Annotated in this window: 31 protein-coding genes; 14 read left to right on the forward strand and 17 right to left on the reverse strand. The window is 64.6% G+C overall.

All coding sequences use genetic code 11. The annotated features are described in order from the left end of the window. The first annotated feature begins 78 nt into the window (after positions 1-78). Positions 79-1734 carry a fumarate hydratase gene (locus IVB07_RS13800; protein ID WP_247361835.1) on the forward strand — a complete coding sequence of 552 codons (1656 nt, stop codon included), beginning with the start codon at positions 79-81 and terminating at the stop codon, positions 1732-1734. 134 nt (positions 1735-1868) lie between these two features. Here the strand turns inward: IVB07_RS13800 and IVB07_RS13805 are convergent, their stop codons facing one another. From IVB07_RS13805 to IVB07_RS13830, 6 genes are all read right to left on the reverse strand, one after another. Beyond that, positions 1869-2789: an SH3 domain-containing protein gene (locus IVB07_RS13805; protein WP_018456403.1), complete on the reverse strand. Its 921-nt coding sequence runs from the start codon at positions 2787-2789 to the stop codon at positions 1869-1871. A gap of 14 nt (positions 2790-2803) precedes the next feature. Next, a complete protein-coding gene (locus IVB07_RS13810; protein WP_007602176.1) occupies positions 2804-3100 on the reverse strand; it encodes a hypothetical protein in 297 nt (98 codons plus the stop codon). A 104-nt stretch (positions 3101-3204) separates the two neighbouring features. Further along, a complete protein-coding gene (locus IVB07_RS13815) occupies positions 3205-3759 on the reverse strand; it encodes a septation protein IspZ (RefSeq protein ID WP_247767724.1) in 555 nt (184 codons plus the stop codon). Positions 3760-3771: 12 nt separating this feature from the next. Beyond that, on the reverse strand, positions 3772-4347 hold the full coding sequence (locus tag IVB07_RS13820; protein WP_018456401.1) for a hypothetical protein: 576 nt from the start codon (positions 4345-4347) through the stop codon (positions 3772-3774). A 77-nt stretch (positions 4348-4424) separates the two neighbouring features. Further along, positions 4425-4694 (reverse strand): hypothetical protein, encoded by a 270-nt coding sequence (locus IVB07_RS13825; protein WP_026233167.1) that lies wholly within the window; start codon positions 4692-4694, stop codon positions 4425-4427. 40 nt (positions 4695-4734) lie between these two features. Continuing rightward, complete coding sequence (locus tag IVB07_RS13830) at positions 4735-6132, reverse strand: carotenoid oxygenase family protein (protein ID WP_247361838.1); 1398 nt, start codon at positions 6130-6132, stop codon at positions 4735-4737. 107 nt (positions 6133-6239) lie between these two features. On the opposite strand from IVB07_RS13830, the gene IVB07_RS13835 reads away from it, so the two are divergent. Next, positions 6240-6965, forward strand: coding sequence for a TetR/AcrR family transcriptional regulator (locus IVB07_RS13835; protein ID WP_018456399.1), 726 nt, complete (start codon positions 6240-6242; stop codon positions 6963-6965). An 18-nt stretch (positions 6966-6983) separates the two neighbouring features. Here IVB07_RS13835 and IVB07_RS13840 read toward each other — a convergent pair whose 3' ends face one another. Further along, positions 6984-7604, reverse strand: coding sequence for a hypothetical protein (locus IVB07_RS13840; RefSeq protein WP_018456398.1), 621 nt, complete (start codon positions 7602-7604; stop codon positions 6984-6986). A gap of 165 nt (positions 7605-7769) precedes the next feature. Here IVB07_RS13840 and IVB07_RS13845 point away from each other — a divergent pair, with 165 nt between their 5' ends. Continuing rightward, the gene (locus tag IVB07_RS13845) at positions 7770-8330 is read left to right on the forward strand and encodes an SET domain-containing protein (RefSeq protein WP_018456397.1); all 561 of its coding nucleotides are present in this window, start codon (positions 7770-7772) and stop codon (positions 8328-8330) included. 140 nt (positions 8331-8470) lie between these two features. On the opposite strand, the gene IVB07_RS13850 is transcribed toward IVB07_RS13845, so the two are convergent. Next, positions 8471-8869, reverse strand: a complete 399-nt coding sequence (locus IVB07_RS13850) for a hypothetical protein (protein WP_018456396.1) — start codon at positions 8867-8869, stop codon at positions 8471-8473. A gap of 38 nt (positions 8870-8907) precedes the next feature. Beyond that, on the reverse strand, positions 8908-9138 hold the full coding sequence (locus IVB07_RS13855) for a hypothetical protein (RefSeq protein ID WP_026233166.1): 231 nt from the start codon (positions 9136-9138) through the stop codon (positions 8908-8910). Positions 9139-9239: 101 nt separating this feature from the next. Here IVB07_RS13855 and IVB07_RS13860 point away from each other — a divergent pair, with 101 nt between their 5' ends. Both IVB07_RS13860 and IVB07_RS13865 read left to right on the forward strand, forming a co-directional pair. Further along, entirely contained in the window at positions 9240-10061 is an 822-nt protein-coding gene (locus IVB07_RS13860; protein ID WP_018456394.1) for a helix-turn-helix transcriptional regulator, read from the forward strand. 40 nt (positions 10062-10101) lie between these two features. Next, entirely contained in the window at positions 10102-10926 is an 825-nt protein-coding gene (locus IVB07_RS13865; RefSeq protein ID WP_085384313.1) for a helix-turn-helix transcriptional regulator, read from the forward strand. On the opposite strand, the gene IVB07_RS13870 is transcribed toward IVB07_RS13865, so the two are convergent. After that, on the reverse strand, positions 10914-11714 hold the full coding sequence (locus tag IVB07_RS13870) for a thioesterase family protein (RefSeq protein WP_018456392.1): 801 nt from the start codon (positions 11712-11714) through the stop codon (positions 10914-10916). The genes IVB07_RS13865 and IVB07_RS13870 overlap by 13 nt on opposite strands. Before the next feature lie 168 nt (positions 11715-11882). On the opposite strand from IVB07_RS13870, the gene IVB07_RS13875 reads away from it, so the two are divergent. Next, positions 11883-12548: a DsbA family oxidoreductase gene (locus IVB07_RS13875; protein WP_026233164.1), complete on the forward strand. Its 666-nt coding sequence runs from the start codon at positions 11883-11885 to the stop codon at positions 12546-12548. 8 nt (positions 12549-12556) lie between these two features. On the opposite strand, the gene IVB07_RS13880 is transcribed toward IVB07_RS13875, so the two are convergent. After that, on the reverse strand, positions 12557-13720 hold the full coding sequence (locus IVB07_RS13880) for a GNAT family N-acetyltransferase (protein WP_018456390.1): 1164 nt from the start codon (positions 13718-13720) through the stop codon (positions 12557-12559). A 171-nt stretch (positions 13721-13891) separates the two neighbouring features. Between IVB07_RS13880 and IVB07_RS13885 the strand changes: the two genes are divergently transcribed. Both IVB07_RS13885 and IVB07_RS13890 read left to right on the forward strand, forming a co-directional pair. Then, on the forward strand, positions 13892-14320 hold the full coding sequence (locus IVB07_RS13885; RefSeq protein ID WP_026233163.1) for a YeeE/YedE family protein: 429 nt from the start codon (positions 13892-13894) through the stop codon (positions 14318-14320). A gap of 5 nt (positions 14321-14325) precedes the next feature. Then, complete coding sequence (locus tag IVB07_RS13890) at positions 14326-14793, forward strand: DUF6691 family protein (protein ID WP_018456388.1); 468 nt, start codon at positions 14326-14328, stop codon at positions 14791-14793. A gap of 57 nt (positions 14794-14850) precedes the next feature. Here the strand turns inward: IVB07_RS13890 and IVB07_RS13895 are convergent, their stop codons facing one another. Together IVB07_RS13895 and IVB07_RS13900 are read right to left on the reverse strand one after the other, a co-directional pair. Then, positions 14851-15180: a hypothetical protein gene (locus tag IVB07_RS13895; protein WP_018456387.1), complete on the reverse strand. Its 330-nt coding sequence runs from the start codon at positions 15178-15180 to the stop codon at positions 14851-14853. Between the two features lie 110 nt (positions 15181-15290). Continuing rightward, positions 15291-15695, reverse strand: coding sequence for a hypothetical protein (locus IVB07_RS13900; RefSeq protein ID WP_247361841.1), 405 nt, complete (start codon positions 15693-15695; stop codon positions 15291-15293). A gap of 230 nt (positions 15696-15925) precedes the next feature. Between IVB07_RS13900 and IVB07_RS13905 the strand changes: the two genes are divergently transcribed. Further along, the gene (locus tag IVB07_RS13905; RefSeq protein ID WP_018456385.1) at positions 15926-16159 is read left to right on the forward strand and encodes a hypothetical protein; all 234 of its coding nucleotides are present in this window, start codon (positions 15926-15928) and stop codon (positions 16157-16159) included. Positions 16160-16192: 33 nt separating this feature from the next. Next, complete coding sequence (locus IVB07_RS13910) at positions 16193-18208, forward strand: pyrroloquinoline quinone-dependent dehydrogenase (protein ID WP_247767803.1); 2016 nt, start codon at positions 16193-16195, stop codon at positions 18206-18208. A gap of 46 nt (positions 18209-18254) precedes the next feature. Here the strand turns inward: IVB07_RS13910 and IVB07_RS13915 are convergent, their stop codons facing one another. After that, the gene (locus IVB07_RS13915) at positions 18255-18497 is read right to left on the reverse strand and encodes a PilZ domain-containing protein (protein ID WP_018456383.1); all 243 of its coding nucleotides are present in this window, start codon (positions 18495-18497) and stop codon (positions 18255-18257) included. 180 nt (positions 18498-18677) lie between these two features. Between IVB07_RS13915 and IVB07_RS13920 the strand changes: the two genes are divergently transcribed. After that, positions 18678-18971, forward strand: coding sequence for an HdeA/HdeB family chaperone (locus IVB07_RS13920; protein WP_007602202.1), 294 nt, complete (start codon positions 18678-18680; stop codon positions 18969-18971). Between the two features lie 117 nt (positions 18972-19088). Here IVB07_RS13920 and IVB07_RS13925 read toward each other — a convergent pair whose 3' ends face one another. Continuing rightward, positions 19089-19553: a PaaI family thioesterase gene (locus IVB07_RS13925; RefSeq protein WP_018456381.1), complete on the reverse strand. Its 465-nt coding sequence runs from the start codon at positions 19551-19553 to the stop codon at positions 19089-19091. A 360-nt stretch (positions 19554-19913) separates the two neighbouring features. Between IVB07_RS13925 and IVB07_RS13930 the strand changes: the two genes are divergently transcribed. Both IVB07_RS13930 and IVB07_RS13935 read left to right on the forward strand, forming a co-directional pair. Next, complete coding sequence (locus IVB07_RS13930) at positions 19914-20225, forward strand: hypothetical protein (RefSeq protein ID WP_247361844.1); 312 nt, start codon at positions 19914-19916, stop codon at positions 20223-20225. Positions 20226-20330: 105 nt separating this feature from the next. Beyond that, positions 20331-20585, forward strand: coding sequence for a hypothetical protein (locus IVB07_RS13935; RefSeq protein WP_085349380.1), 255 nt, complete (start codon positions 20331-20333; stop codon positions 20583-20585). Between the two features lie 9 nt (positions 20586-20594). On the opposite strand, the gene IVB07_RS13940 is transcribed toward IVB07_RS13935, so the two are convergent. Together IVB07_RS13940 and IVB07_RS13945 are read right to left on the reverse strand one after the other, a co-directional pair. Beyond that, complete coding sequence (locus tag IVB07_RS13940; RefSeq protein WP_018456379.1) at positions 20595-20828, reverse strand: hypothetical protein; 234 nt, start codon at positions 20826-20828, stop codon at positions 20595-20597. Positions 20829-20968: 140 nt separating this feature from the next. Then, positions 20969-21157, reverse strand: coding sequence for a hypothetical protein (locus IVB07_RS13945; protein ID WP_026233158.1), 189 nt, complete (start codon positions 21155-21157; stop codon positions 20969-20971). A 295-nt stretch (positions 21158-21452) separates the two neighbouring features. Between IVB07_RS13945 and IVB07_RS13950 the strand changes: the two genes are divergently transcribed. After that, complete coding sequence (locus tag IVB07_RS13950; protein ID WP_018456377.1) at positions 21453-21710, forward strand: DUF2798 domain-containing protein; 258 nt, start codon at positions 21453-21455, stop codon at positions 21708-21710. Positions 21711-21938 lie beyond the last annotated feature (228 nt).

Raw genomic sequence — 21938 nt, forward strand, 5'->3', positions numbered from 1 at the left:
CCCTTTGCAGCAAAAAAGCTTAGAACGCTTCTATGAAAGGGGCCCATGCGAGGGCTCCAAAACCCCGAGATTCCCGCCATGAACGCTCCTACCGCCTTTCCCGATCCCGCAAAGCCCGTTCCGCCCTACAAGCACACGCCGCTGTTTCCGCTGGGCAAGGACGAGACGCCCTACAAGAAGGTCTCGTCCGAGGGCGTCAGGGTCGAGAAGGTTTTGGGGAAGGACATGCTGGTGGTGTCCCGCGACGCGCTGCGGGCCCTGTCGGAAGCGGCCTTTGGCGACATCAACCACTATCTGCGACCGGGTCATCTGAAGCAGCTCCGCGCGATCCTGGAGGATGGCGAGGCGAGCCCGAACGACAAGTTCGTCGCGCTGGACTTCCTCAAGAACGCCAACATCGCTGCAGGCGGCGTGCTGCCGATGTGCCAGGACACCGGCACCGCGATCATCATGGGCAAGAAGGGTTGCAACGTCATCACCGATGGTGACGACGAGGCGGCACTGTCGGAAGGCGCGCGCGATGCTTACCTGCGCCGCAATCTGCGCTACTCGCAGGTCGCGCCGTTGTCGATGTACGAGGAGAAGAACACCGCCAACAACATGCCGGCGCAGTGCGAGATCTACGCCGAAGGCGATGACGCCTACAAGTTTATGTTCATGGCGAAGGGCGGTGGCTCCGCCAACAAGAGCTTCCTGTTCCAGGCGACGCCCTCGGTGCTGACCAAGGACCGGCTGCTCGCCTTCCTGAAGGAGAAGGTGTTGACGCTGGGCACCGCGGCGTGCCCGCCCTATCACCTCGCGATCGTCATCGGCGGCACCTCGGCCGAGCTCTGCATGAAGACGGTGAAGCTGGCGTCGGCTCGCTATCTCGACGCGCTGCCGACCCACGGCTCGCCCGACGGCAACGCGTTTCGCGATCTCGAGATGGAGCAGGAAATTCTGAAGATGACGCAGTCGCTCGGCGTCGGCGCGCAGTTCGGTGGAAAATATTTCTGCCACGACGTCCGCGTGATCCGCATGCCGCGTCATGGCGCCTCGCTCCCGATCGGGCTCGGCGTGTCCTGCTCGGCCGATCGCCAGGTGCTCGGCAAGATCACCAGGGAGGGCGTCTATCTCGAGGAGCTCGAGCACAACCCGGCGCAGTATCTGCCTGAGGTCGAGCAGTCGCTCGGCGGCGAGGTCGTCAAGATCGACCTCAACCAGCCGATGAAGGATATCCTTGCCACGTTCTCGAAGTACCCGACCAAGACGCGGGTATCGATGACCGGCACCATGATCGTCGCGCGCGATTCCGCGCATGCCAAGCTGCGCGAGCGGCTCGACGAGGGCGAGCCGCTGCCGGACTATTTCAAGAACCATCCGGTCTATTACGCCGGCCCCGCCAAGACGCCCGAGGGCTATGCCTCCGGTGCGTTCGGCCCGACCACTGCGGGCCGTATGGATTCTTTTGTCGATCAGTTCCAGGCCGCCGGCGGCTCGATGGTGATGGTCGCCAAGGGCAACCGCGCGCCGGCCGTGCGTGAGGCCTGCAAGAAGTATGGCGGCTTCTATCTCGGCTCGATCGGCGGTGCCGCGGCGAATCTTGCCGAGCACTGCATCAAGAAGGTCGAGGTGCTCGAATATCCCGAGCTCGGCATGGAAGCGATTTGGCGCATCGAGGTCGTCGACTTCCCGGCGTTCATCATCATCGACGACAAGGGGAACGACTTCTTCAAGGAGTTGAATCTGGGCTGAGGCCGCGTTCCCCGGACGCTGCGCAGCATGAAATGATGCGCTGCTGATCCGGGGTCCCCGTGGCGGGCATGGGTCCCGGCTCTGCGATGCACCGCTTCGCGCTGCGTCGCGTCCGGGACACGAGACTTACTCGCTCAACTACAATTTGTGACCTGGTTGGAGCACAGCCCGCGCCACCAGCCGCGGATGCCGTCCTGGCTCTCGACCAAGCCCCAGAGGCCACTGCAGGCAAAGATGCGCTTCGGGCCGCCATCGGTGTCGATCGCGCCGCCGAGTTCGCGCTGGGCGGGCATCCATTTCGCATCAACGAAGGGCGCCTGGAACAGACCGCCCATGCGTGTCGCGCCATTGGCGTAGGACGCGCCGACCTTGTTGGAGGCGACCCAGCCGCGTCCGGCATAGGGCTTTGGCGCGCTGCGCGGATATTTCTTGTCGTCCTCGTAGTCCTTGCCCGGCGGCTTGGCGCCTTCGATCAGAAACCAGCCGTTCTTGAAGCCGATGATGCGGAATTCGGTGAGCCAGCCGCCATCGGGCGTGTTCTCGCTGCCGCCGAGCTTGAGCCGGTAGGGCGGCGGAAGCGTGCCGAGCACACGCGCCTTGATCGATGGTTCGGCACGCACGTTGAGGCCATCAGGATCCTTGTCGACGGACCAGGCGCCGAAATCGCAGGGCTCGGTACCGTCGGGAAGCGTCGAGCGCTTCGCGGCGAGATCGGCATGCAGCTTTGGGAAGTCGGTGTCGTCGGTGTCAGGATCGGGCCCGCTACGCGGTTTCAATGCGACCGAGACTGCGCGCGTCGCATCCGGCGTCAGCGCGACCACGAGAGCCTGGCGCGTGGCGAACACGCTTGCAGGTGACTTCGGATCGTTCGAAGAGATCGGATAGACGGCGAGGTAGCCCGTCGACCCTTCGGTTCGATAGGCCGTGCCGGCGACATAGCCTGCCGGTAGCATGGCGAGCGCGCTTGCCCGCCACGCCGGTTCGGCGTCGTCCGCGCTAGCCGCTTGTGTCGCGACACACAGGATCGTCGCCGCGATGAGACCGAGCGCGCGCACCGTTGCCGCGCGGCTTAGGCGCGCGTGCCGGTGAACGGGAAGCTGCCCATCGGGCCGATGCCCATCTCACCGCTCATGCTGTCGCCGGAGACGGTTCCGATGAATTCGAGCGTCAAGGGCATCGGATTGGTGATCGAGACCTTCCAGTTGACGGCATCGCCGCTGACGGTGCCATCGAAAATCTCGGCTGTATCGCCTTCCGCGCCCTGCGTCCCCGTGAGCGTGCCGCCGGCAGCCGTCAGGCTCAGCGTCGCCTTGCGCTCGCCCATGGGGGTCGTCAGGGTCAGAGTCCAGTTGCCGTCGACGGCCATTCGCGTCTCCCAAGATCCCGGCGGACCGCGACGATCCGCGGGCCAGTCCCGGCCGAGCGTATAGCGCAACTCGCCGCTCGCGCCTAACGCTCCGTTGGAGGCATTTAGGCGCGGGCGGCGGCGCGTCGTCGGCTGGTGACGATGAGGCGAAGCACGACGTATTGCACGGCGAAGGCGAGGATCTTGGCGCCGCCCGCGACCACCGTGATGTAGAACGCCCACAGCTTCAGATCGCCTGTGGAGGCGACGGCGATCATGCCGGCGCCGATTACGAACATCAGCGCGGCCCAGGCATAACCTGCAGCCGTCACATATTCCGGAACGGTCTCGACGACGATCGGCGGCATGTAGCGCAGCATCCAGCCCCGCTTGAGCATGATGGCGCCGATCGCGAAATGCGCGATCGAGGGCTTTGCGAGCATGAAGCGGGGATCGTTGGTCAGCAGCGTGACCGTGCCGAGCACGACGACGAGCTCGACGCTCGCATAGGTCATGTAATTGAGCTGCTGCCCCTTGACGCGCGCGTAGATCACCTGCGCGATCGCTCCGGCAATCGCCACCGACGTTGCCAGGACGACGTTGTCGGTGATGATGTAGATGACCAGGAAGACGATGGCAGAGAAGAGGTCGGAGGCGAGGCGGGCGAATACGTCCTTCATCGTCGATCCTGTTCAGCGGGAGTTGGACATTGGGCTGGCCGGCGCACCGTACTTGATCTGCCGATATTCGGGATACCATTTTGTGAAATAGATCGCGCTGTTGCGGGCGGCGAAGGCGACCGCAAGGCTCGACCAGAGCGGCAGGCCGGGGACATAGAGCAGCACGAGATTGGCGGCCGCCATCAGCAGCGCAGCCGCGGTCCAAGCGCCCGTGATGACGTAATTGGCATAGAGAAAGCCGGGCATTGCCGCGATCTCGGCCGGCACGGATTCGACCGCGTATTGCAGCGTGAAGGGACGCCGCACCAGCATCGAGCCGAGCGAGATGACGAAGATGCCGATGTCGACCGACAGCTTGACACCGAGCGTGCCAAGCGCCGGGTCGAACAGCGCGAGGTGGAGGCCGATTGCGGCGAATAGCAGCGCCGAGCCCATAGCCAGGATCTTCACCGAGCGACCGCGCACGACATCGATCGCCACGGTGGCCAGACAGGTTGCCGAGGCTACGAATACGCTGATCGTGGCAGACGTCATCAGCATCAGGAAAGTGAAGGCGCCGTAGGGCGCGAGGATCAGGAAAATCGCCATGGTTCGCCTCGGTCAGGCCTTATCTTTACGATGTAAAGATCAATATGTCAGGAGCGAGGCGGGGTCAAGTAGAATCTTTACAGTGTCAAAATGACGTAAGCGACTTCCAAAAATCGAATTGCTGCAACGGCTTGGTCGGCCATCTCATCGATGAAGCCGGCCCAGGACAGGTGCGGCAGCACAGGTAACGCACAGGCGATCGAGAGGACGAAGGCGAGCAAGATACCACCGTTGAAGATGGTTTGGCCGCTCCGCCGCGGCCGGATCATCGGGAGCGTGATCCCGGCGCAGATCAGGAACAGGATCAGGACAGCGAGGCGGTCCGCGGTGATCGAGGGCATATGCATGAGAGACCTTTTGGTGACATCAGCGATGTCGAGAGGAGAGCTACCGCGCGCCGACCCAACTGCCGTGAAAACCGTCGGGCACGCGATGGCCGAGCTGCACCAGCGCGACGGGGCCGGCCTCGACATCCTTGGCATTGAACACGGCGAGGTCGCTGCGGTTTTCCCGCGCGCGCCAGACCACCGCCAGCAGCCAGCCGTCGCCTTCCGCCGCATCTTTCGACCGCTCGACGAAGACCGGCTCTGAGATGGTGTCGCCGGCCGGCAGCAGATAATGGCCGAGGCGCGTTCCATTGCCATCGACATGGACGACGCCGGACAGCGCGCCGAACATCGGCAGCTTCGGATTGGCGCAGGCGTACCAGCCGTGACGGCTCTTCAATCCGGCGCGGCGGTCGTCGATGCGCGGGAATTCGCCGGTGAGATCGTCGAGATAGGTCTGCTGGAAGCGGTCGGTCTTCCCGGCAAGATTGAAGGTCCAGCGGCAGTGGCGAGCGAAGGATTTCTCGGGATTGGTGGGCGTGCCGTCGGGATGCGTAAATAGTGGTGCTTCCTCGAACTGCATGACGTCCGCGATGATGCGGTCACTGTCCTCCCAAGCATTCATGACGTGGAAGACGTAGCAGGCTTCAGCACGAAACCAGACGATGTCCTTCGCGCTGCCCTTGCGCTTGATCACGCCGACATAGGCGCCCTTGTCCGGCTCCCAGGCATAGGGCGGCCGCCCGCTGATCGCGCGCTCCATGCTGCCGGTGATGGGCAGGATCGGAAACAGCACGTGGTTCTCGGTGACGATGAAGTCGTGCACCATGCTGGCATAGGGCGCCTCGAAACGTTCGAAGCGCGTCGCCTTGCCGGACGCGTCGATCGAGCCGTAGGAGAGGGCAGGCGTCAGCGGACCCGCGGCGTTGTAGCCGAAGAACACCAGCTCGCCGGTGACGGGATCGATCTTCGGGTGCGCGGTGAAGCTGCCGGCGACACGGCCGTGATAATTGTGATAGCCGCGGGTTGCGAGCGTGCCCGGATCGATCTCAGTCGGCAGATGGGCTTCTTCCAGCGCAAGCAGCTTGCCGGCATGGAAGATGATGTTGGTGTTGGCGACGCCGCCGTCGGTGAGATCTTGCGGCGCATCCGGCAGCTTGCGGCCGAAGCCCCCGAACAACGCGCGGCCGGCATCGTGCTCGGCCAGCCATTTCGGCGTACGGACCCAGCGATTGCGATGGCTGGCGCGGCCGTTCTCGAGGTGAAAGGTGTGCAGCATGCCGTCGCCGACGAACCAGTGCGCGCCGGGCGAGTCGAACTGCGGATTGGGGCCGTTGCGATAGAGCGTGCCGTTCAGTTCGCGCGGCAATTCACCGATGATTTTCAGGAAGGGCGCGTCGGCCTCGAACGGAATCGGACCGAGGTTGTGGCGGCGTTCGGCAACGGCGTCCTGCTGCACGGCGTATCCCTTCCTTATCTTTACATCGTAAAGATCAAATAGCCGTACGAGGGGTTCTGGTCAAGTGAAATCTTTACACTGTCAATATTGCATCCTATAGCTGGCCCATGGGCAAGAGTGAGATCAGGACAGAAACCGCGCGCGGTGCGCGTACTTCAAAGAAGGCGAGCGCGCCGGCGCGTCCCGCGCGACGACCGGCGAGCGTCAAGTCCGAGGCGCCCTATCACCACGGCGCGCTGCGCGAGGCGCTGCTCCAGGCCGCCGAACGGGTGCTGGAGCGTGACGGGCTCGCCGGCCTGACATTGCGCGCGGTGGCGCGCGAGGCGGGCGTCTCGCACGCCGCGCCCACCCATCATTTCGGCGACCTCACCGGGCTTCTCAGTGAGCTCGCGGCCGTCGGCTTCCGCCAGTTCAATGCGGCGATGGCGTCGTCCTCTGACACCGCCACCACCCCGCTTGAGCACGCGCTGGCGCGGCCGAAAGCCTATGTTGCCTATGCCCAGGCTCATCCCGGCATGTACGGCATCATGTTCCGCACCGAGCGCCTCGACTATTCCAGGCCGTCGCTGCACGAGGCCGCCGAGGCGTCCTTTGCGGGACTCGCCAATGCCGTCGGCATGATGCGGCAGGAGCAGATCCGCGGCGACGCGCTGACGCTCAATCAGGGCGCTGCGATCGCGCGCGCCTGGTCGATGGTGCACGGTTTTACGATGCTGCTGCTCGATGGACGGCTGGAGGATATTCTGGGGCGTCTGCCCGAGGGCACGACTCCCGAACGCCTGCTCGAGGCCATGCTGATGTCGCCCGTGACGGGGAAGCCGCCGGGCCCCTGATCGATTGCCGGCGAGCGCCTAGCGCATCGTCGCGAGCTCGACCGCGCGGCCGCGTGCGCCTATGATCTTCACCTCGTCCTTGCCGCAGGTAAAGCTGCGGGCGAACTCGTCCGCGGCCTTGCGCGCGAGCTCATTGGCGTTCGGGTTGGCGATCGCGTCGACATAGGCGACGTGGCAGACGGGGCCGGGTGGCAGCCGGGTCACGATGAGCATGGCCTTGGTGTTCGGCCGCCCCTGCTTGTCGGGATCGGTGCCATCGGCGATGTGCCAGCGCTGGATCATCGCAAACGGCTTGGCCCCAGCGGTGCGCCATTCGACGGTGGTTTCGGACGAGCTGAACGGAGCGAACCAGACTTTAGCAGCCGGTTCCTCGGCCGCGGCCTCGCGATTGCGGCCGACGGAGACGATTTCGCGAAGATCGTCTTCGGCGATCAGGACCACGAGGCCATCCTTGCCCTTGCAGACCCGCGTGGTGCTGCCGTCGAGCTCGCTGGGCTTTCCGATCTGGCGGCAATCCTTCGGGGCCGTCGAGGTATATTGGCTGCCCACGGATCGGGCGTCGGCTCGGTCGAGACCACTGCACATCAGCAACATGGCCAAGAGCAATAAGGCCAAGCCTGCGGTGGTGATGCGGAACATGACGACGCCTTTGATCGAGTGGGAACTCCGTACCATCAGACGTCTTGATTGTGGGCAAGGTTCAAACGGGGTCAACAGACACCTGACAGCGGCGCGGAATCGTTCTAGAAGAGCGGCTTCGCTTGGGCTCTTTCAGCCTCGTTCGCGTCCTCGTTTTTCGTGATCATGCCAGCCACCTCGTCCAGCAAACCTTATCGCGTCGGCCGCTCGAAAACCGGGCTCGGCCTCTTCGCCACCAAGCCGATCAAGAAGGGCACCCGGATCATCCGTTATTACGGACCGATCCTGGACTCCCGGATTCCCGAGCACGACGACATCGAGAACAAATACCTGTTCGAGCTCAACGGTCGCTGGACCATTGACGGCTCCGTGCGCAAGAACCTCGCGCGCTACATCAACCATTCGTGCAGGCCCAACGCCGAATCCGACGTGCGGCCGCGCGAGCGCAAGGTTTTCATCCGCGCCATCAAGAACATCGAGCCGGGCGACGAGATCAATTACGACTACGGCACCGATTATTTCAAAGCCTACCTGAAGCCGATCGGCTGCAAGTGCGAATCTTGCGAGAAGAAGCGCAAGAAGCTGCGCGCCGAGGCGCGGGCCGAACGCGCCAAGGTGAAGGCGCGCGCGGAGCGCAAAGCCGAGAAGGCGAGCGTGAAGTCCGCCAAAAAGAAGAAGCTTAATGGTCATGCCGTCGGCAAGGCGAAGGGCCGCGCGCGGGCCTAGCCTGAGTTCGAGCTTCTGGCATAACTGTCATGCCCCGCGAAAGCGGGGCATTCAGTACGCCGCAGCTCCGTATGCGACGACTACCTCTGGAATACTGGGTCGCCCGGTCAAGCCGGGCAACGACAGCGAGTGATGTGGCCTCAGGCAGCCAGCACACTCCCGCTCCTGCGCAATCCCACATATTGCAGTTCGGCAAACACGCCGGTCGCGATCGCCTGCGCCACGACCATGAGCTCGCCGGCAAGGTTCGGCGACACCGCGCCCGAGAGCAGCAGCGCAATGCTGCCGACGGTCCAGGCCGCGTTGCCGACCACGACCAGCAGCACGAGCGGCTTTGCCACGGAGGCGCGTGAGGCGAGCCAGCCGACCAGCGCCGTGTAGGCGATCAGGAACAGGCCGGTCTCGCGCAGCAGCGCTTCGGGTAGGTTGAACAGCGAGGCGAACGCGCTGGCGCCGAACGTGAAACCGAGAGCGGCCACGCCGCTGAAGATCGCGTCGGCAAGAAGCGCGCGGCGAAGGAAGGTGGATGCGTCGATCATCGTGGGTCTCCATGGTTGGGGTGGGCTCGAGGTGAAACTCAGTGCAATCCACGCCACCAGGCGCGGAGCAGGCGGGCGAGGCGGAACGGGCAGAGGCTCCTGCCGACGCTGTGCTCGAAGGCCGTGACCTGCGCGACGACGTAGTCGCCGGTCGAATGCACCAGCGGCTCCGGCATGTTGAGGCTGCGCGCCAGCATCCGGGTTGCGAGCGCCATGGCCCAGGGAACTAGCTGGTCTGTGACGGTCCGGTAGAGCAGCAATGCGATCATGGTCGTCTCCTGTTGCGACCCAAGATGCGCCGGCCCGAGCCCCAATTCGATTACCTCCGACGTAATGGAAGGGCCGAAATCTGCGTGCTAGGTTTTCGACCATGAACGCACATGCATCCACGGCACAGGCCGAACGCAGCCAGCCGGTCCATATCGGCGACCATTTGCGCGAATGGCGGCAGCGCCGCCGCATGAGCCAGCTCGATCTCGCCGGTGAGGCCGAAATCTCGGCGCGGCATTTGAGCTTCGTCGAGACCGGTCGCGCCGCGCCCTCGCGCGACATGGTGCTCAGACTCGCCGAACGTCTCGACGTGCCACTGCGCGAACGCAACGTGCTGCTGGTCGCCGCCGGCTATGCCCCGGCCTTTCCGCAACGCACGCTGGAGGATCCCGCCTTGAAATCAGCCCGCCAGGCGATCGACCTCGTCCTCAGGGCGCATGAGCCGAATCCGGCGCTGGCCTATGACCGGCACTGGAATCTGGTCTCCGCCAACCGCATGCTGGCGCCGCTGCTCGCCGGCATCCCGCAGCGGCTGCTCGGTCAGCCCTTCAACGTGCTGAGGCTTGCCTTCCATCCCGAGGCGCTGGCGCCGCGCACGGTCAATCTCGCGGAATGGTGCGGACATCTCCTGGAGCGGCTGCACCGGCAATGCGAGGCCACCGCCGATCCCGAGCTGATCAAGCTGTATAACGACTTGAAGGGTTATCCGATCCCGGCGCGCGCGGCGCCGCTGTCGAGCGACAATGTCGCGATCCCCTTCAAGCTGCGCCACGAGGGGGAGATACTAAGTTTCTTCTCCACCACCATGGTATTCGGTACGCCCGTCGACATCACGCTGTCGGAGCTGGCTCTGGAAACCTTCTTCCCGGCCGACGAGCGCACTGCCGAGCGGCTGAAGCAGATGGCGGCTGGCTTGCAGTAGTGCCGTTTACAGGAGGCGGTGGCGCTCGCATAATCCCCGGATGGACACACGCTCGTCCCGGCCATTACGGTCGGCCAATCCGGTCGGCGACCTTTTGCGCGGCTGGCGCATGCGCCGTGCATTGAGCCAGGCGGAGCTGGCGTTCGAGGCCGGCATTTCGATCAAGCATCTGAGCTATGTCGAGACCGGCAAGTCGGCGGCAAGCCGGGAGATCCTCCTGCAGCTCGCGACCGCCCTCGGTTTGTCGCTGCGTGATCGCAATGCGCTGCTGGAGGCCGGGGGTTTCGCGCGACTATACGGCGAGCGCGATCTTTCAGCGCCGGAGCTTGCCGACGCGCGGCGCGCGATCGATCTTCTGCTCCGGCGGCACGAACCGTTTCCCGCGATTGTGACCGATCGGCGCTGGAACGTGATGGAGGCCAACTGCGCCGCGTCGCGGCTGATGACGATGCTGCTTGGGCAAGAACGCATGCAGCGGCCGCTCAATCACATGCGCATGTTCCTCGCGCCGGACGAGCTCAAGCCGTTCGTCGAGAATTGGCCCATCGTCGCGACCGCGTTGTTGTCGCGTGCGCGGCACGAAGCGATGGCTGCACCGCTCGACGAGGCCCTGCAATCGACGTGGCGCGAATTGACGCGGCTGCCGGAGCTTCCCGCACTCAGGATCGAGGACAACGTCGCGCCGGGGCCGCTCTGCGAAGTGCGCTTACGAAAGGGCGACGCCCGCATCGGTCTGATCGGTGCGGTGCTGACGCTCGGGACCCCGCAAGACGTGACGCTTCAGGAGCTTCGCGTTGAAATGTTCATGCCGGCGGATGCCGTGTCCGAGGCCACTCTGATCGCGCTTGCGGCTCAGGAGGCCTGAGCTCGCTCGGCGTCGCGGCGCTCAAAGCTCACGGCTTGCATCACCTCCGCAAACGGACCTTTGAGATCGCTCAGTGTCGCCATGGTCAGGCCCGCGCCGTTGGTGCCGACGCGCGTGGCGGCGCGGATCAGGATCCATTCGCTCTCCGGCGGTCGGAAGAAGTAGAGGCTGATCTCGGGATTGATAAAGGTCCAGTTGCGCATGTCGACGATCTGCGCAACGCCGCTCGAAAAGTCCGCGGCCTGCACCGCTTGGAGCAGTGGTGTGTTCGGTTCGCCCTCCACCAGGGGTGCATCAAGTCGCATCCAGGCGGCGGCCGGGCCGGGCTTCTCCAGCGCGCCCTCGATCAGCCGCACCGACACGTTCTGGAAATACCGGCTCCATTTCTGCGCGAAGGCCGGCGGTGCTGCGCCTGTCTCAGGCGTCTTGTCGATAGTCGCGGGCCTGGTGAAGGGATCGACGGGCGATTCTCCGCTCGGCGCCGTCAAGAGCGCTGTGCAACGGCCGATCTCGGTCTCTCCGTCCATCAGCCGCACCTGGGCGGTCTTGGCCTTGCGGCCGTCGCGCAACAATTCGGTGGTGGTCTGGAAGACGCGCAGGCCCGCCGGTCGCCACAGGTCGAAGGTCAGGCGCCGCACCGCGAAGCCGGATTCGGTGGCGAGACGGTCGATGTCGCGGGTCATCAGGGCGGTGGTGGCGCTTCCCTGCAACATGTCAGGCGACCACGGGCCGCCGGCATGCTCCGTAGCCCGGAACTGCTGGCCTTCCGGCTTGAAAATAGCGGTCATCGCGGTTTCCCCTCGTGCTTGATCGTGGCCGCGAGTATCGGGTCGGGTGAGGCCTGTCACAATAACCGCAGAGGTGAAGTCGTGAGCCATGCAGGACCGGTGCCTTGCGCCGCCTCCGGTTCGGTTTATCTTCCGACGAACCCGTACCGTCCGAAGGAGACGTCCGACATGAGCATGTTGAAACCGCTTCAGATCGACGTCGTTTCCGACGTGGTGTGCCCCTGGTGCTATATCGGCAAGCACCGGATCGAGAGTGCGCTGGCGCTGGTGCCCGATGTTCCGGTCAAGCTCAATTTCCGTCCCTTCTTCCTCAATCCCTGGGTGCCGTCCGAGGGCATCAGCCGGGAGGAGTATCTCACCAAGAAGTTCGGCTCGGTCGAGGCCTACAAGGGCATTGCGGGACGCGTCGTTGCGGCCGCGGGCGAAGAGGGGCTCGTCTATCGGCCCGAGCTTGTCGCGCGTCAGCCCAACACCACCGACTGCCACCGCCTGATCCTCTGGGCCGAGGCGATCGGCAAGGCGCCCGAGATGAAGCAGCGCCTGATGGAGCTCTACTTCCGCGACGGCGGCGACCTCACCGATTTGAACGTGCTTGTGCAGGCGGCTGCCGATGTCGGCCTCGATGCCGACGACGTGCGCCGGCGCCTCGCCACCGACGAGGACGTCGCGCGCGTATCGGCGGACGCGCAGGAAGCCGCCGAGAAAGGCATCTCCGGCGTGCCGACCTACGTGTTCGCGCAAAAATACGCCGTCTCCGGCGCGCAGGATCCCAACATGCTCGCGCGCGCCATCCGCGAGGTCTCGGCGGAGATCAACGCCGAGGCGGCGGAGTAGGAGCTATCCTATTTACGAAGCAGGCGAACTGCGCGACGCGCCGCCGCGTAGGCGATGCCGTGCGCCGCGAGCGCTCCGTGAACCAGCGCCACGATGGGGTCGTTCCGCCGCAACGGTATCAACACGTCCCCGACGGCGAAGCGCCCGCGCCAGATCGGATTGATCATGGGGTGATCGGCGCTCGCCGTGGAATCCGCGCTGGCGATGGCTGGATCGGCGCAGAGGCGGCGGGTGAGCTCGAGTGTAAGCTGCACGCCCGGCGAATATCTTGCGAAGCGCTCGTCGATGCCGAGCTTGAAGAAGAAGGCGCGGTCCTGGTGGCGCAGCACGATGCCGGCGGCCACCGGCGTCGCGCCGGCGCGAAGGCTGACGATCTCGCATTGCGCGGTTTCCGCCAGCGCGCGAGCGGCGCGGCGGATGAAGGTTGCATCGCCCGCGTGCTGGACCAGCGCGGTTCCGCGCTTCCCCTTCCAGCCGCTGGCTTCGAGCTGCAAAAATGTCTCGAGCGCCGGCCCGATCTCGTCGGGGCTGCGCGCGACGTCGAACACGATTGCGCCGTGTTCTTCGAGGCGATGCCGTTGGCGGCGTAGCTCCTTGAGCTTTTTGGTGCCGAGCGCGTCGCGTAGCAGCGTCTCACCGTCCTGGGTCGCGTCGAGGCTGGCGCGGATGTAGGAGTTGAGGAGGCGCGGCTTCAGGCCGTCGCGATTCAGAACCTGGCTGAGGGCGGTCATTGCCGCCCCAGCGAGCGCGACATCGTTCAGCACGAGCGCATGCGCCCCGTTTGCGCGGGCCTGCTGCAACAGGCGCGCCGCTGCCTCGATCGGGGCATCGCGGTCGATCAGCGGGCTGCACAGCGTACCATAGGGATGCGCGCTCACCAGCGCGGGCAGGGGGATCTTCCATGCCCGCCAGAGCGAGATCACCGGCATCAGCCCGATCAGCCGCGATCCATCGTATGCGGAAAGCGCCGAGGCATCGGTGCGGCCGCGCGCGGTTGCACTGACAGCGAGCTCCCAGCCCGGCAGGTAATATCCGTTCGGCTCGATCGCGCGCTGCGCGAGTGCGCGCCACTGGCCGGGTTCGATCGCGGTGAGCGGGACGCGCGCGCGCGCCGTCGCGGCATGCTTTGCCGATGCCGGATTGATCGCAGCCTGGTGCGCGATATCGACCACGTCCCGTCGTCCCCGTTCAGGAGGCCATGCTTAGCGCAAAGATTGGAAAATACAGTTGGGACACCGCTTCAATTCGAGTGGTAATATTAACGTCTCATTGAGCATCCGGCCGCGAGCCGGCAGGATGCGCCGATGGATACGCCAGAATTGCTCTCGACCCGGAGGATCATCATGGTCGCCACACCTTTTACGCCGATTGCGTCGCTCCTTGGCGGCGCGTTGATGGGCCTGTCCGCTGTGCTGCTGATGTGGACGACGGGGCGAATCGCCGGGGTTAGCGGTATCGCGGCGCGACTATTTCCGCCTTACGAGGATCGGCAATTCGCCGGCCGGCTCGCCTTCGTCGCGGGCCTTATCGTCGCGCCCGTCCTGACGCGCCTTGTCACGGGAGGCCTGCCGGCGCAAACGATCGGCGCCGGAACGCCGCTTCTGATCGTCGCGGGATTGCTCACCGGCTTCGGCGCGGTGTGGGGCAGCGGCTGCACCTCGGGCCACGGCGTCTGCGGCTTGTCGCGGCTGTCGGCGCGATCGCTGGTTGCGACCATGACCTTCATGGCGGCGGGAATGGCGACCGTTTTCGTGATGCGGCACTGGAGCTGACCGCGATGACAATCCTCATTCAATTCGGGATCGGTGTGGTCTTTGGGCTTGGCCTCATCGTCTCAGGTATGTCGAACCCGGCAAAGGTCCTGAATTTCCTGGACGTTGGCGGCATCCCGGCAGGAACGTGGGACGCAAGCCTCGCATTCGTGATGGCCGGGGCGGTCGCAGTGACCTTCATCGGCTTCAGCCGCGTCCTGAAATTGGCGCGGCCTGCCTTCGCCGACCGCTTCTATGTCCCAACGCGAAACGATATCGATCCGAGAATTATCGCCGGTCCCGCCATCTTCGGTATCGGCTGGGGCCTCGTAGGCTTTTGTCCAGGCCCGGCATTGACCGCGCTCGGATTTGGCTCGGCCTCCGCCTTCATCTTCGTCGTCGCGATGTGTGCCGGCATGGTGCTCGCCCGCTTCATCGCGCAGCTCCCGTCGGCAACGCGTATTGTCACGCCGGGAAAACCGCTCGAGATCTGACATGGACAGGACCGGGCGAGTTATCTCGTCCGGTCCTGCATTTCATGGCTTCATCGACTACCAGCGATCGCCGACACCAACGCCAACACTGACGCCGGGTGCGCGGATGCCGACGCCGCCGCGCGGACCATCGTCCCAGTCGCGATAGGTGCGGCGCTCATAGTAGCGGTCACGCGGCATGGTCGCGTAGGAGTCGCGCACGATCACACGCGAGCCGCCGCGGGTGCGATAGCAATTGCCGGAATCGTCGCAGACCAGCCGCACTTGCTGGACGAGATCGGGGCTGGTGTATTCGCTGGTCGTATAGACGTCGGCGGCCTTCGCGCCGCTCACCGCTGCCAAGGCTCCGACGCCAGCCAGCAACGCAATCGTGAATGTCCTCATCATGTCCTCCTCGAAACTGCCCTCGGCGGTAACAAGAAGGGGAGGCCATGATCGTTCCGGCAAAATTACAGGTTTTTCCCGGAACCGGATCGGACGTCGGCTTGATCCGTTTCCTAGATCGGCTCGTAGCTGTCCGATCCGCAGATATCGTCCGCTTCGGCGCGGCGGCGATCGACCACTTTTCCGCCTGATATGGTCACGATGTAGGTCTGTGGCCCGAGCGGCGATCCGGTCGCCGAGGTGAGCTGGGCGCGGACGCAAGCTGTCCAGCCCGGTCCTCGTACCTCACGATGGGGTGTGGCGACATGCACCTCACGCGGATAGGACGTGCTGAGGAAGACGACTTCGATCTGCTCGCGCACGACGCGTTTGACGTCGGGGGGCGATTCGGGCGGCGGCTGCTCGGCCTCCTTCATGCGCATGAACTCGGGCACCGGTGCGCGGCTGTCGGCAAACCCGCAGGCCCCGAGCGCGAGCGCGCTGGCCAGCAGCGCGGCATGAGCAATAATCCGTAACATCCGTGAAGGTCCCCTGCGGGCCAAAACATAGGCACGAATGCGATCCGACGAAGACCCGGCCGATCAAAATTTGCTGAAGCCAGAATTCCTTGGAGCCACGATCCTTGGAGCCAGGATTCTTGGAGCCAAGATTTCCTGAAGCCAAGATTTCCTGAAGCCCTGGAGCCCGCGGCATTGGCTATTCCATAATTGCCGGCTAGTTTGTACCCCAGACGAGGGGGATTGCGCCCATGAGGATTTTGGTCATAGCGGCCGCCGTGCTTGCGCTGGCGGTTGCCTCCGCGCAGGCGCAGATGGGCGGTGGCAGGCGTCAGCCTAACGAGGGCGGCCAGAAGGCGGACAACAAGCCCAAGGTCGACGAGAAGGCCTACAAGGCCGCACTCGAGCGCATTCCCGAGTCCAAGGAGAAGTACGATCCGTGGAGCGGGGCGCGTCCGCCTGAACCTGGCAAGAAGCCGAAATAGGTGAGGCGGGCCTTGGCGACCCGCTCCTGCTATTTGGCCGCTCTCATCACGCTCCTCTTGTTTTCGTCGCGGCCAGGCATCGCCTGGGAGAGCTGGGGTGGCGATCCCGGTGGCTCGCGCTTCTCGCCATTGCGAGAGATCACGCCCGACAATGTCGGCAAGCTGGTTCGGGCCTTCGAATTCCACACGGGCGATCTCGCGGCGCGGCCGCCCGGGGTGATGCGGCGAACCAAATTCCAGGCGACGCCGCTGTTCGTCGAGGACAGCCTGGTCTTCTGCTCGCCTTTCAACGAGGTGATCGCGCTCGATCCCGGTACGGGCGCGCAGAAATGGCGCTACGATCCCAGGATCGCGATGAACCAGCGTCCCGCCAACCGCTACGTCTGCCGCGGCGTCACTTACTGGATCGACGATGAGGCGCCTGTAGATGCCGCATGTCGATCGCGCATCTTTATGGGCACCAACGATGTTCGCCTGATCGCGCTCGATGCGAAGACGGGTATCCCCTGTGCCGGCTTCGGCGAGGGCGGTGAGGTCAGGCCCGACATTGGCATGAAACTGGAATGGCCCGGCGAATTCCAGATCACCTCGCCGCCGGCGGTCGGCCGCGGGGTCGTCGTGGTCGGCTCCGCGATTGGCGACAACCGCCGCGTCGACGCGCCGAGCGGTGTGGTGCGTGCGTTCGATGCGCGTAGCGGTCAGCCGCGCTGGACGTTCGAGCCGCTCAAGCGCGACGGCATCGAAGCCGGTCACGCCAATGTCTGGGCGCCGATGTCGGTCGACGCGGCGCGCGGACTGGTATTCCTGCCGACGTCCTCGCCGTCGCCGGATTTCTGGGGCGGCAAGCGGCCGGGCAACAACGAGCATGCCAATTCGGTGGTCGCGCTGCGCATCGAGACGGGCGAGCTCGTATGGGCATTCCAAACCGTGCATCACGACGTCTGGGATTACGATCTGCCGGCGCAACCGACGCTCACGCGCATCGACATCGGCGAAGGTCAGCGCGATGTCGTGATCCAGCCGACCAAGCAAGGCTTTGTCTTCGTGCTCGATCGCGACACCGGCAAGCCGGTGTGGGCGGTCGAGGAGCGCAGCGTCCCGCAGGGGGCCGCGGAAGGCGAACGGCTGTCGCCCACGCAGCCATTCCCGACGCATGTGCCGCCTCTGATGTCACAAAAAATCTCGACTGAGGATGCGCTCTCGCTCGTTCCTAGCCTGCGTCGCTCAGCTTGCGAGAAGCAGTTTGCGGAGGCACGCAACGAGGGCCTGTACACGCCACCCTCAACGCAAGGCACGCTGGAGTTTCCCTTCACCGGCGGCGGAGTGAACTGGGGCAGTGCGGCCTTCGATCCCGTCAACCAGGTCCTCTATGCCAACACCAGCCGGGCTGTTCATCTCATCAAGCTGATTCCGCGGGCGGAGGCGGCCGGATTCGATCCTCCGCCCGGTCATGATTTCGGCCAGCAGACGGGTGCGCCGTTTGCGATGTCGCGTGCGGTGGCAATGTCGCCGCTCGGGCTTCTTTGCAACAAGCCGCCCTGGGGCGAGATGGTCGCGGTCGATCTGAAGGCCGGCAAGATCCTCTGGCGTTCGACGGTCGGCACCACCGAGGATCTCGCCCCGCTCGGCGTGCCGCTGCCGTGGGGTGCGCCGCTCGTCAACGGGCTCGCGGTCACGGCAGGCGGGCTCGTCTTCACCGGAGCGATGGACGCCTATTTGCGCGCCTTCGATGCGCGCAGCGGCAGGGAGCTGTGGCAGGGTCGGCTGCCCGTGCCCGGCGTCGCCAATCCCATGACCTATCTCTGGAAGGGCGAGCAGTATGTCGCGATCGGCGCCGGCGGCCACTCCGAGGCAGGCACCTCGATCGGCGACAGCGTCGTTGCGTTTCGCCTGGCACGGCCGGGCGAGGGGCCGTCGCTGTGGTCGCGTACGATCGATCGCCCCGGTGGACGATTTTTTGCGGCATCATCGGCGATCGCGGTCGCGATCGTCGCGCTCGTGGTTGCAAGCCTGCGCTGGCGTCGCCGACGTCGTGTCGCGCGAACATGACGCAGCATCGCGCGCGCGATGCGAATGATCGTTCACATCGTATGCACTACTGTACGAAAGCGAGGCCGATGCGCCTGTCGCTACGCCAGACAGGGCGGCATTTGCGCACGAAATTGTCGCGCGCGATTGCGAGCGTGAACGATTGCGGCAATGTGACGAGGGCATCGAGGTCGATTGCGGCGCCGTCCGCCGACATGTTTCGCACCGTGCACGTGATGCGGCTGTTTTCAAAGGTGATCTTTCCACCCTTGAAAACACGGTAACGCTGCGCTGCACGCTTCTCGATCATCCGCGTCAATCCATAATGATCTTTGTGAAGTAGTGCATAGAAATTACGTTGAACTAAACTCAATACTGGCGCTACTTGCACAGCGCTTCAGATTTCGTTTACGACGTCGAAGCGGAAGTCACTCCGCGGATTTTTCCCCAAGCCGTTCCTTTGTGGCGCTACGCGCCGATGGAGATATTGATGAAGACCACGTTTTCGCTTCTGTTCGCCGCAGCGCTCTCGCTCTCGTCCATGCCCGCCCACGCCACCAAGCTCGATCTCGCGACTATGAGCTGCAAGCAGTTCCTGGAGAGCGGCGACGACACCATCAAGATGGTGCTGACCTGGATGGACGGCTGGTACAAGGGCGACGAAGAGAATGCGATCATCGACACCGACGTATTCGTCGAGAACGCCAAGCAGTTCGGCAGCTATTGCGGAAAAAATCCCAACGTCAGCATTGTCACCGCGGCTGACGAAGTGCTCGGCAAGTAATTTCTGCCGCGTGTCGGCACGACGCGCGATCACAACCGCGCTTCCCGTCTCGACATGACGCCATTGAGAGCCGCGGTGCGCTTTGCGCTCACGCGGCTTTCTTCTTTCGGATGATGCTCATCCCGGCAGCATCGCGAACGCACTCGACACCATTGCCACCGGCTTGTTGTCGGTGGCCGAGAGCAGCGTGACCCGGCCAAAGCTCATGGTGCGTCCGAGTCGCACCACGCGGGCGTCGGCCAGCACGTCCGACGAGGAGACGGCGCGCATGAAATGCGTGGTCTGGTCGACCGTCGTCATCGGACGATAGCCGCGGTTGGCGGCGAGGTTCGCGATCACCATCGCGGTGTCGGCGAGCGCCATCAGCGCCTGGCCGCAGACCACACCACCGTTGCGGCACAGCCGCTCCGAGAACGGCATGCGCAGGAGCGCTGCCGGCTGCCAGTCCGGCACGTCCGGCGGCGGCAGGTGATCGATGCGCTCGACCGACAGGTTGAGATCCTGGACCCAGGGCGCAAAGACTTCGCCGAGGATGCGTCGGGCCTCACTGATGCCGAACTCGGCTTCTGGCTGCGATGGCATTGCTGTCGTTCCCTCCTGTATTGCCGGATGTTCGGCATTTCGAGCGGACCGGCGCGGCAAAGTCGCCGGTCTGCCGCGGGTCCCGTCGGCTTGAAAATGCCTGACTTCGCCCGGTATGATGCCATGGAGTGGGTATGGGTGGGTGATGTTGCGTCGGTATGTCCTCGTGTTTTGTCTGGCCGGGCTCGGCCTGTTGCTGAACGGGTGCACCAAGTGCGGCCCGATCTGGGACGACTGGCTCCACGCGCCGAAATCGTGCAGATCGGACCGGCTCTAGCGGGCCGAGCGGCCCCTGCGGTTGTGGCAGGGGTGACAAGGCGCGGGCGACCCGCGCCGCCATGGATGATCAAGGAGTCAATGATGAGGCTTTTCCGTATGGCCGCGGTGCTGGCTGTTCTGGCGGGACCGACCGTGCTGGCGGGACCGGCTTATGCGCAAATGCCCAATCTCAATTTGCTGCAGGAGGGGCCTGGCAAGACCCCCGAGGAGAAGGCCGCGGAGGCCGAGCGCGACAGGGCCTACAAGGAAACGCTGAAGAAGATTCCGGACTCCAAGGCGTCCAACGACCCCTGGGGTGGCATGCGCTCCGACCCGCCGAAGCCGTCGGCGGCGCCAAAGGCGTCGGCCGCAACCGGTGCGCCGAAGAAGAAGTCCGGCACGACTGCCAATTGACCTTCCGCCCGATCGGAGGCGGCTGATGCCTCCGGCCGGGACTCCTCTTTGATCGGCCTGCTTCCTACATTGCGCGGGAGTGTATCGCGTCGAGGAGAGCAGAACATGGCCGATCGTCCGCGGGATCTCGCCGAGCGGATGGCGCGCCGGCGCAAGATGGGCGGCAAGCCCGGCCCGAGGGCCGGCGACGGCTATCTGCGCGAGACCTTCACGCTGCCGCGCGCGGCGGCACGGGAGAGGGCACAGGCTTTCTTCGCCCGCTACCCCAAGGCCGGCTATATGAGCGCGGTCGAGACCTGGCGCGAGCTGCCCGGCGGCGACATCGAATTCACGATGCGGCGGCTGCCCAGCGCGGATTAGGGCCGGCCCCTATTCGAAGGTTTCGGATGTGATGCGGATCCGGAATACGGGCTCCTTGGCCTCGTCCAGCAGCTCCATATTCCATTCGGAATTTTCCTGGAGCTTGCGGGCGATGCCGGCGGCCATGTCGGCGCAGACGCTTGTCATCTCCTTCCAGGCCAAATCGCGATCGGCAAATTCCGACGCCTGGTCGGCACAGCCGGAATAGCGGCCGTTCCGGATTCGAAAGAAGTAGAGCGGCATGGTTCGCACCGATCGCGCCTGATGGCTCCGTCCCCACGGCCATAATCCCGGCAGTCCAATCCCAAACCGTCGGCAGATCAATTCCGGTCGGCTACGGAATAGCCCCATGGACGCCAGCCCACCGATCTCGGTCCGACGGCTCAGGCCGTGTCGCGTCCGATCGCCTTCAGCTCCCGATCGATGCGCCGCTGCACCCGTCGGATCGCCAAGAGATCGATCTTGGTCTCAGTCTTGCCGGTCTTGATCTGCTCGCCGATCCGGAACTGCCACTGCCAAATGCCGGGAATTGCCGTCTTGGCGACGGTGAACTCGATGCCCCTGTGATTCATGGCCATCTCCCACGATTCACTTCCATCACTGAGAACATGCTGGGCGGCATAATATTCCAAGAAAGCCAAACCTGTCGGTAAGCCCCGGATCGCTCACGGCTATCGCGCAAACGCACGCGCTCTGGAACATACGAAATCGAAATTCGAAAGACGCCGGCCGCCCAGCGGCGGCGCGACCTCATGCCCGTGGTTCTCCGGCCAAGAACAGAGTTCCTGGGATGGGTAAGGGCACCTTCCGGAACGCGGCGGCATGTGCCTTGCTTGGCCCGATGCGGCTAAGCAACATGGACGCGTCATGCCGGGCATTCCCCGCCGCTATTCTCATTTCGTGTTCGGAATCATCCAGTCCGGACTGACCTCGCTGATCGCCGCGGGCATCGCCAGCTTTCCCGCAGGGAACGCGCTGGACTTCCTGGCGCACTGGATGGTGTCGTGGCTGATCGCATGGGCGGCGATGCTGCCGATAGTGCTGCTCGCAGCGCCGGCGATCCGCGCCTTCTCGCTGCGGCTGACGCAGGAGGAGGGCGGTTCGCAAACCGGTCGGCCGGCATGAAAATCGGAATGAAAAAACCCCGCTTGGGAGAACCAAGCGGGGAGAAGGTTATTGGAGGCTGAGGTGCTGGGCTGCAACACCATAGCCGGATGACCCTAGCCGGCTCAGCTTACGACAGCCTGACAAGGCTCGACGGTGGCAGCGAAAGCCGGAGCGCGGGGGCCGCAGACTGGCCCCGCACCGGTCCCAATTTCGACATCCGTTCGCACAACTCAGGACACAACCGCA

It is taken from the genome of Bradyrhizobium sp. 172 (genome assembly GCF_023101065.1).
GTDB classification, from domain to species: Bacteria; Pseudomonadota; Alphaproteobacteria; order Rhizobiales; family Xanthobacteraceae; genus Bradyrhizobium; species Bradyrhizobium canariense_D.

Coding starts and splice junctions, on each gene's coding strand:
- IVB07_RS13800 (WP_247361835.1), top strand. CDS start 79: ATGAACGCTCCTACCGCCTTTCCCGATCCCGCAAAGCCCGTTCCGCCC.
- IVB07_RS13810 (WP_007602176.1), bottom strand. CDS start 3,100: ATGGCCGTCGACGGCAACTGGACTCTGACCCTGACGACCCCCATGGGC.
- IVB07_RS13815 (WP_247767724.1), bottom strand. CDS start 3,759: ATGAAGGACGTATTCGCCCGCCTCGCCTCCGACCTCTTCTCTGCCATC.
- IVB07_RS13820 (WP_018456401.1), bottom strand. CDS start 4,347: ATGGCGATTTTCCTGATCCTCGCGCCCTACGGCGCCTTCACTTTCCTG.
- IVB07_RS13825 (WP_026233167.1), bottom strand. CDS start 4,694: ATGCATATGCCCTCGATCACCGCGGACCGCCTCGCTGTCCTGATCCTG.
- IVB07_RS13835 (WP_018456399.1), top strand. CDS start 6,240: ATGGGCAAGAGTGAGATCAGGACAGAAACCGCGCGCGGTGCGCGTACT.
- IVB07_RS13840 (WP_018456398.1), bottom strand. CDS start 7,604: ATGTTCCGCATCACCACCGCAGGCTTGGCCTTATTGCTCTTGGCCATG.
- IVB07_RS13845 (WP_018456397.1), top strand. CDS start 7,770: ATGCCAGCCACCTCGTCCAGCAAACCTTATCGCGTCGGCCGCTCGAAA.
- IVB07_RS13850 (WP_018456396.1), bottom strand. CDS start 8,869: ATGATCGACGCATCCACCTTCCTTCGCCGCGCGCTTCTTGCCGACGCG.
- IVB07_RS13855 (WP_026233166.1), bottom strand. CDS start 9,138: ATGATCGCATTGCTGCTCTACCGGACCGTCACAGACCAGCTAGTTCCC.
- IVB07_RS13860 (WP_018456394.1), top strand. CDS start 9,240: ATGAACGCACATGCATCCACGGCACAGGCCGAACGCAGCCAGCCGGTC.
- IVB07_RS13865 (WP_085384313.1), top strand. CDS start 10,102: ATGGACACACGCTCGTCCCGGCCATTACGGTCGGCCAATCCGGTCGGC.
- IVB07_RS13870 (WP_018456392.1), bottom strand. CDS start 11,714: ATGACCGCTATTTTCAAGCCGGAAGGCCAGCAGTTCCGGGCTACGGAG.
- IVB07_RS13875 (WP_026233164.1), top strand. CDS start 11,883: ATGAGCATGTTGAAACCGCTTCAGATCGACGTCGTTTCCGACGTGGTG.
- IVB07_RS13885 (WP_026233163.1), top strand. CDS start 13,892: ATGGTCGCCACACCTTTTACGCCGATTGCGTCGCTCCTTGGCGGCGCG.
- IVB07_RS13890 (WP_018456388.1), top strand. CDS start 14,326: ATGACAATCCTCATTCAATTCGGGATCGGTGTGGTCTTTGGGCTTGGC.
- IVB07_RS13895 (WP_018456387.1), bottom strand. CDS start 15,180: ATGATGAGGACATTCACGATTGCGTTGCTGGCTGGCGTCGGAGCCTTG.
- IVB07_RS13900 (WP_247361841.1), bottom strand. CDS start 15,695: ATGTTACGGATTATTGCTCATGCCGCGCTGCTGGCCAGCGCGCTCGCG.
- IVB07_RS13905 (WP_018456385.1), top strand. CDS start 15,926: ATGAGGATTTTGGTCATAGCGGCCGCCGTGCTTGCGCTGGCGGTTGCC.
- IVB07_RS13915 (WP_018456383.1), bottom strand. CDS start 18,497: ATGATCGAGAAGCGTGCAGCGCAGCGTTACCGTGTTTTCAAGGGTGGA.
- IVB07_RS13920 (WP_007602202.1), top strand. CDS start 18,678: ATGAAGACCACGTTTTCGCTTCTGTTCGCCGCAGCGCTCTCGCTCTCG.
- IVB07_RS13925 (WP_018456381.1), bottom strand. CDS start 19,553: ATGCCATCGCAGCCAGAAGCCGAGTTCGGCATCAGTGAGGCCCGACGC.
- IVB07_RS13930 (WP_247361844.1), top strand. CDS start 19,914: ATGAGGCTTTTCCGTATGGCCGCGGTGCTGGCTGTTCTGGCGGGACCG.
- IVB07_RS13935 (WP_085349380.1), top strand. CDS start 20,331: ATGGCCGATCGTCCGCGGGATCTCGCCGAGCGGATGGCGCGCCGGCGC.
- IVB07_RS13940 (WP_018456379.1), bottom strand. CDS start 20,828: ATGCCGCTCTACTTCTTTCGAATCCGGAACGGCCGCTATTCCGGCTGT.
- IVB07_RS13945 (WP_026233158.1), bottom strand. CDS start 21,157: ATGAATCACAGGGGCATCGAGTTCACCGTCGCCAAGACGGCAATTCCC.
- IVB07_RS13950 (WP_018456377.1), top strand. CDS start 21,453: ATGCCGGGCATTCCCCGCCGCTATTCTCATTTCGTGTTCGGAATCATC.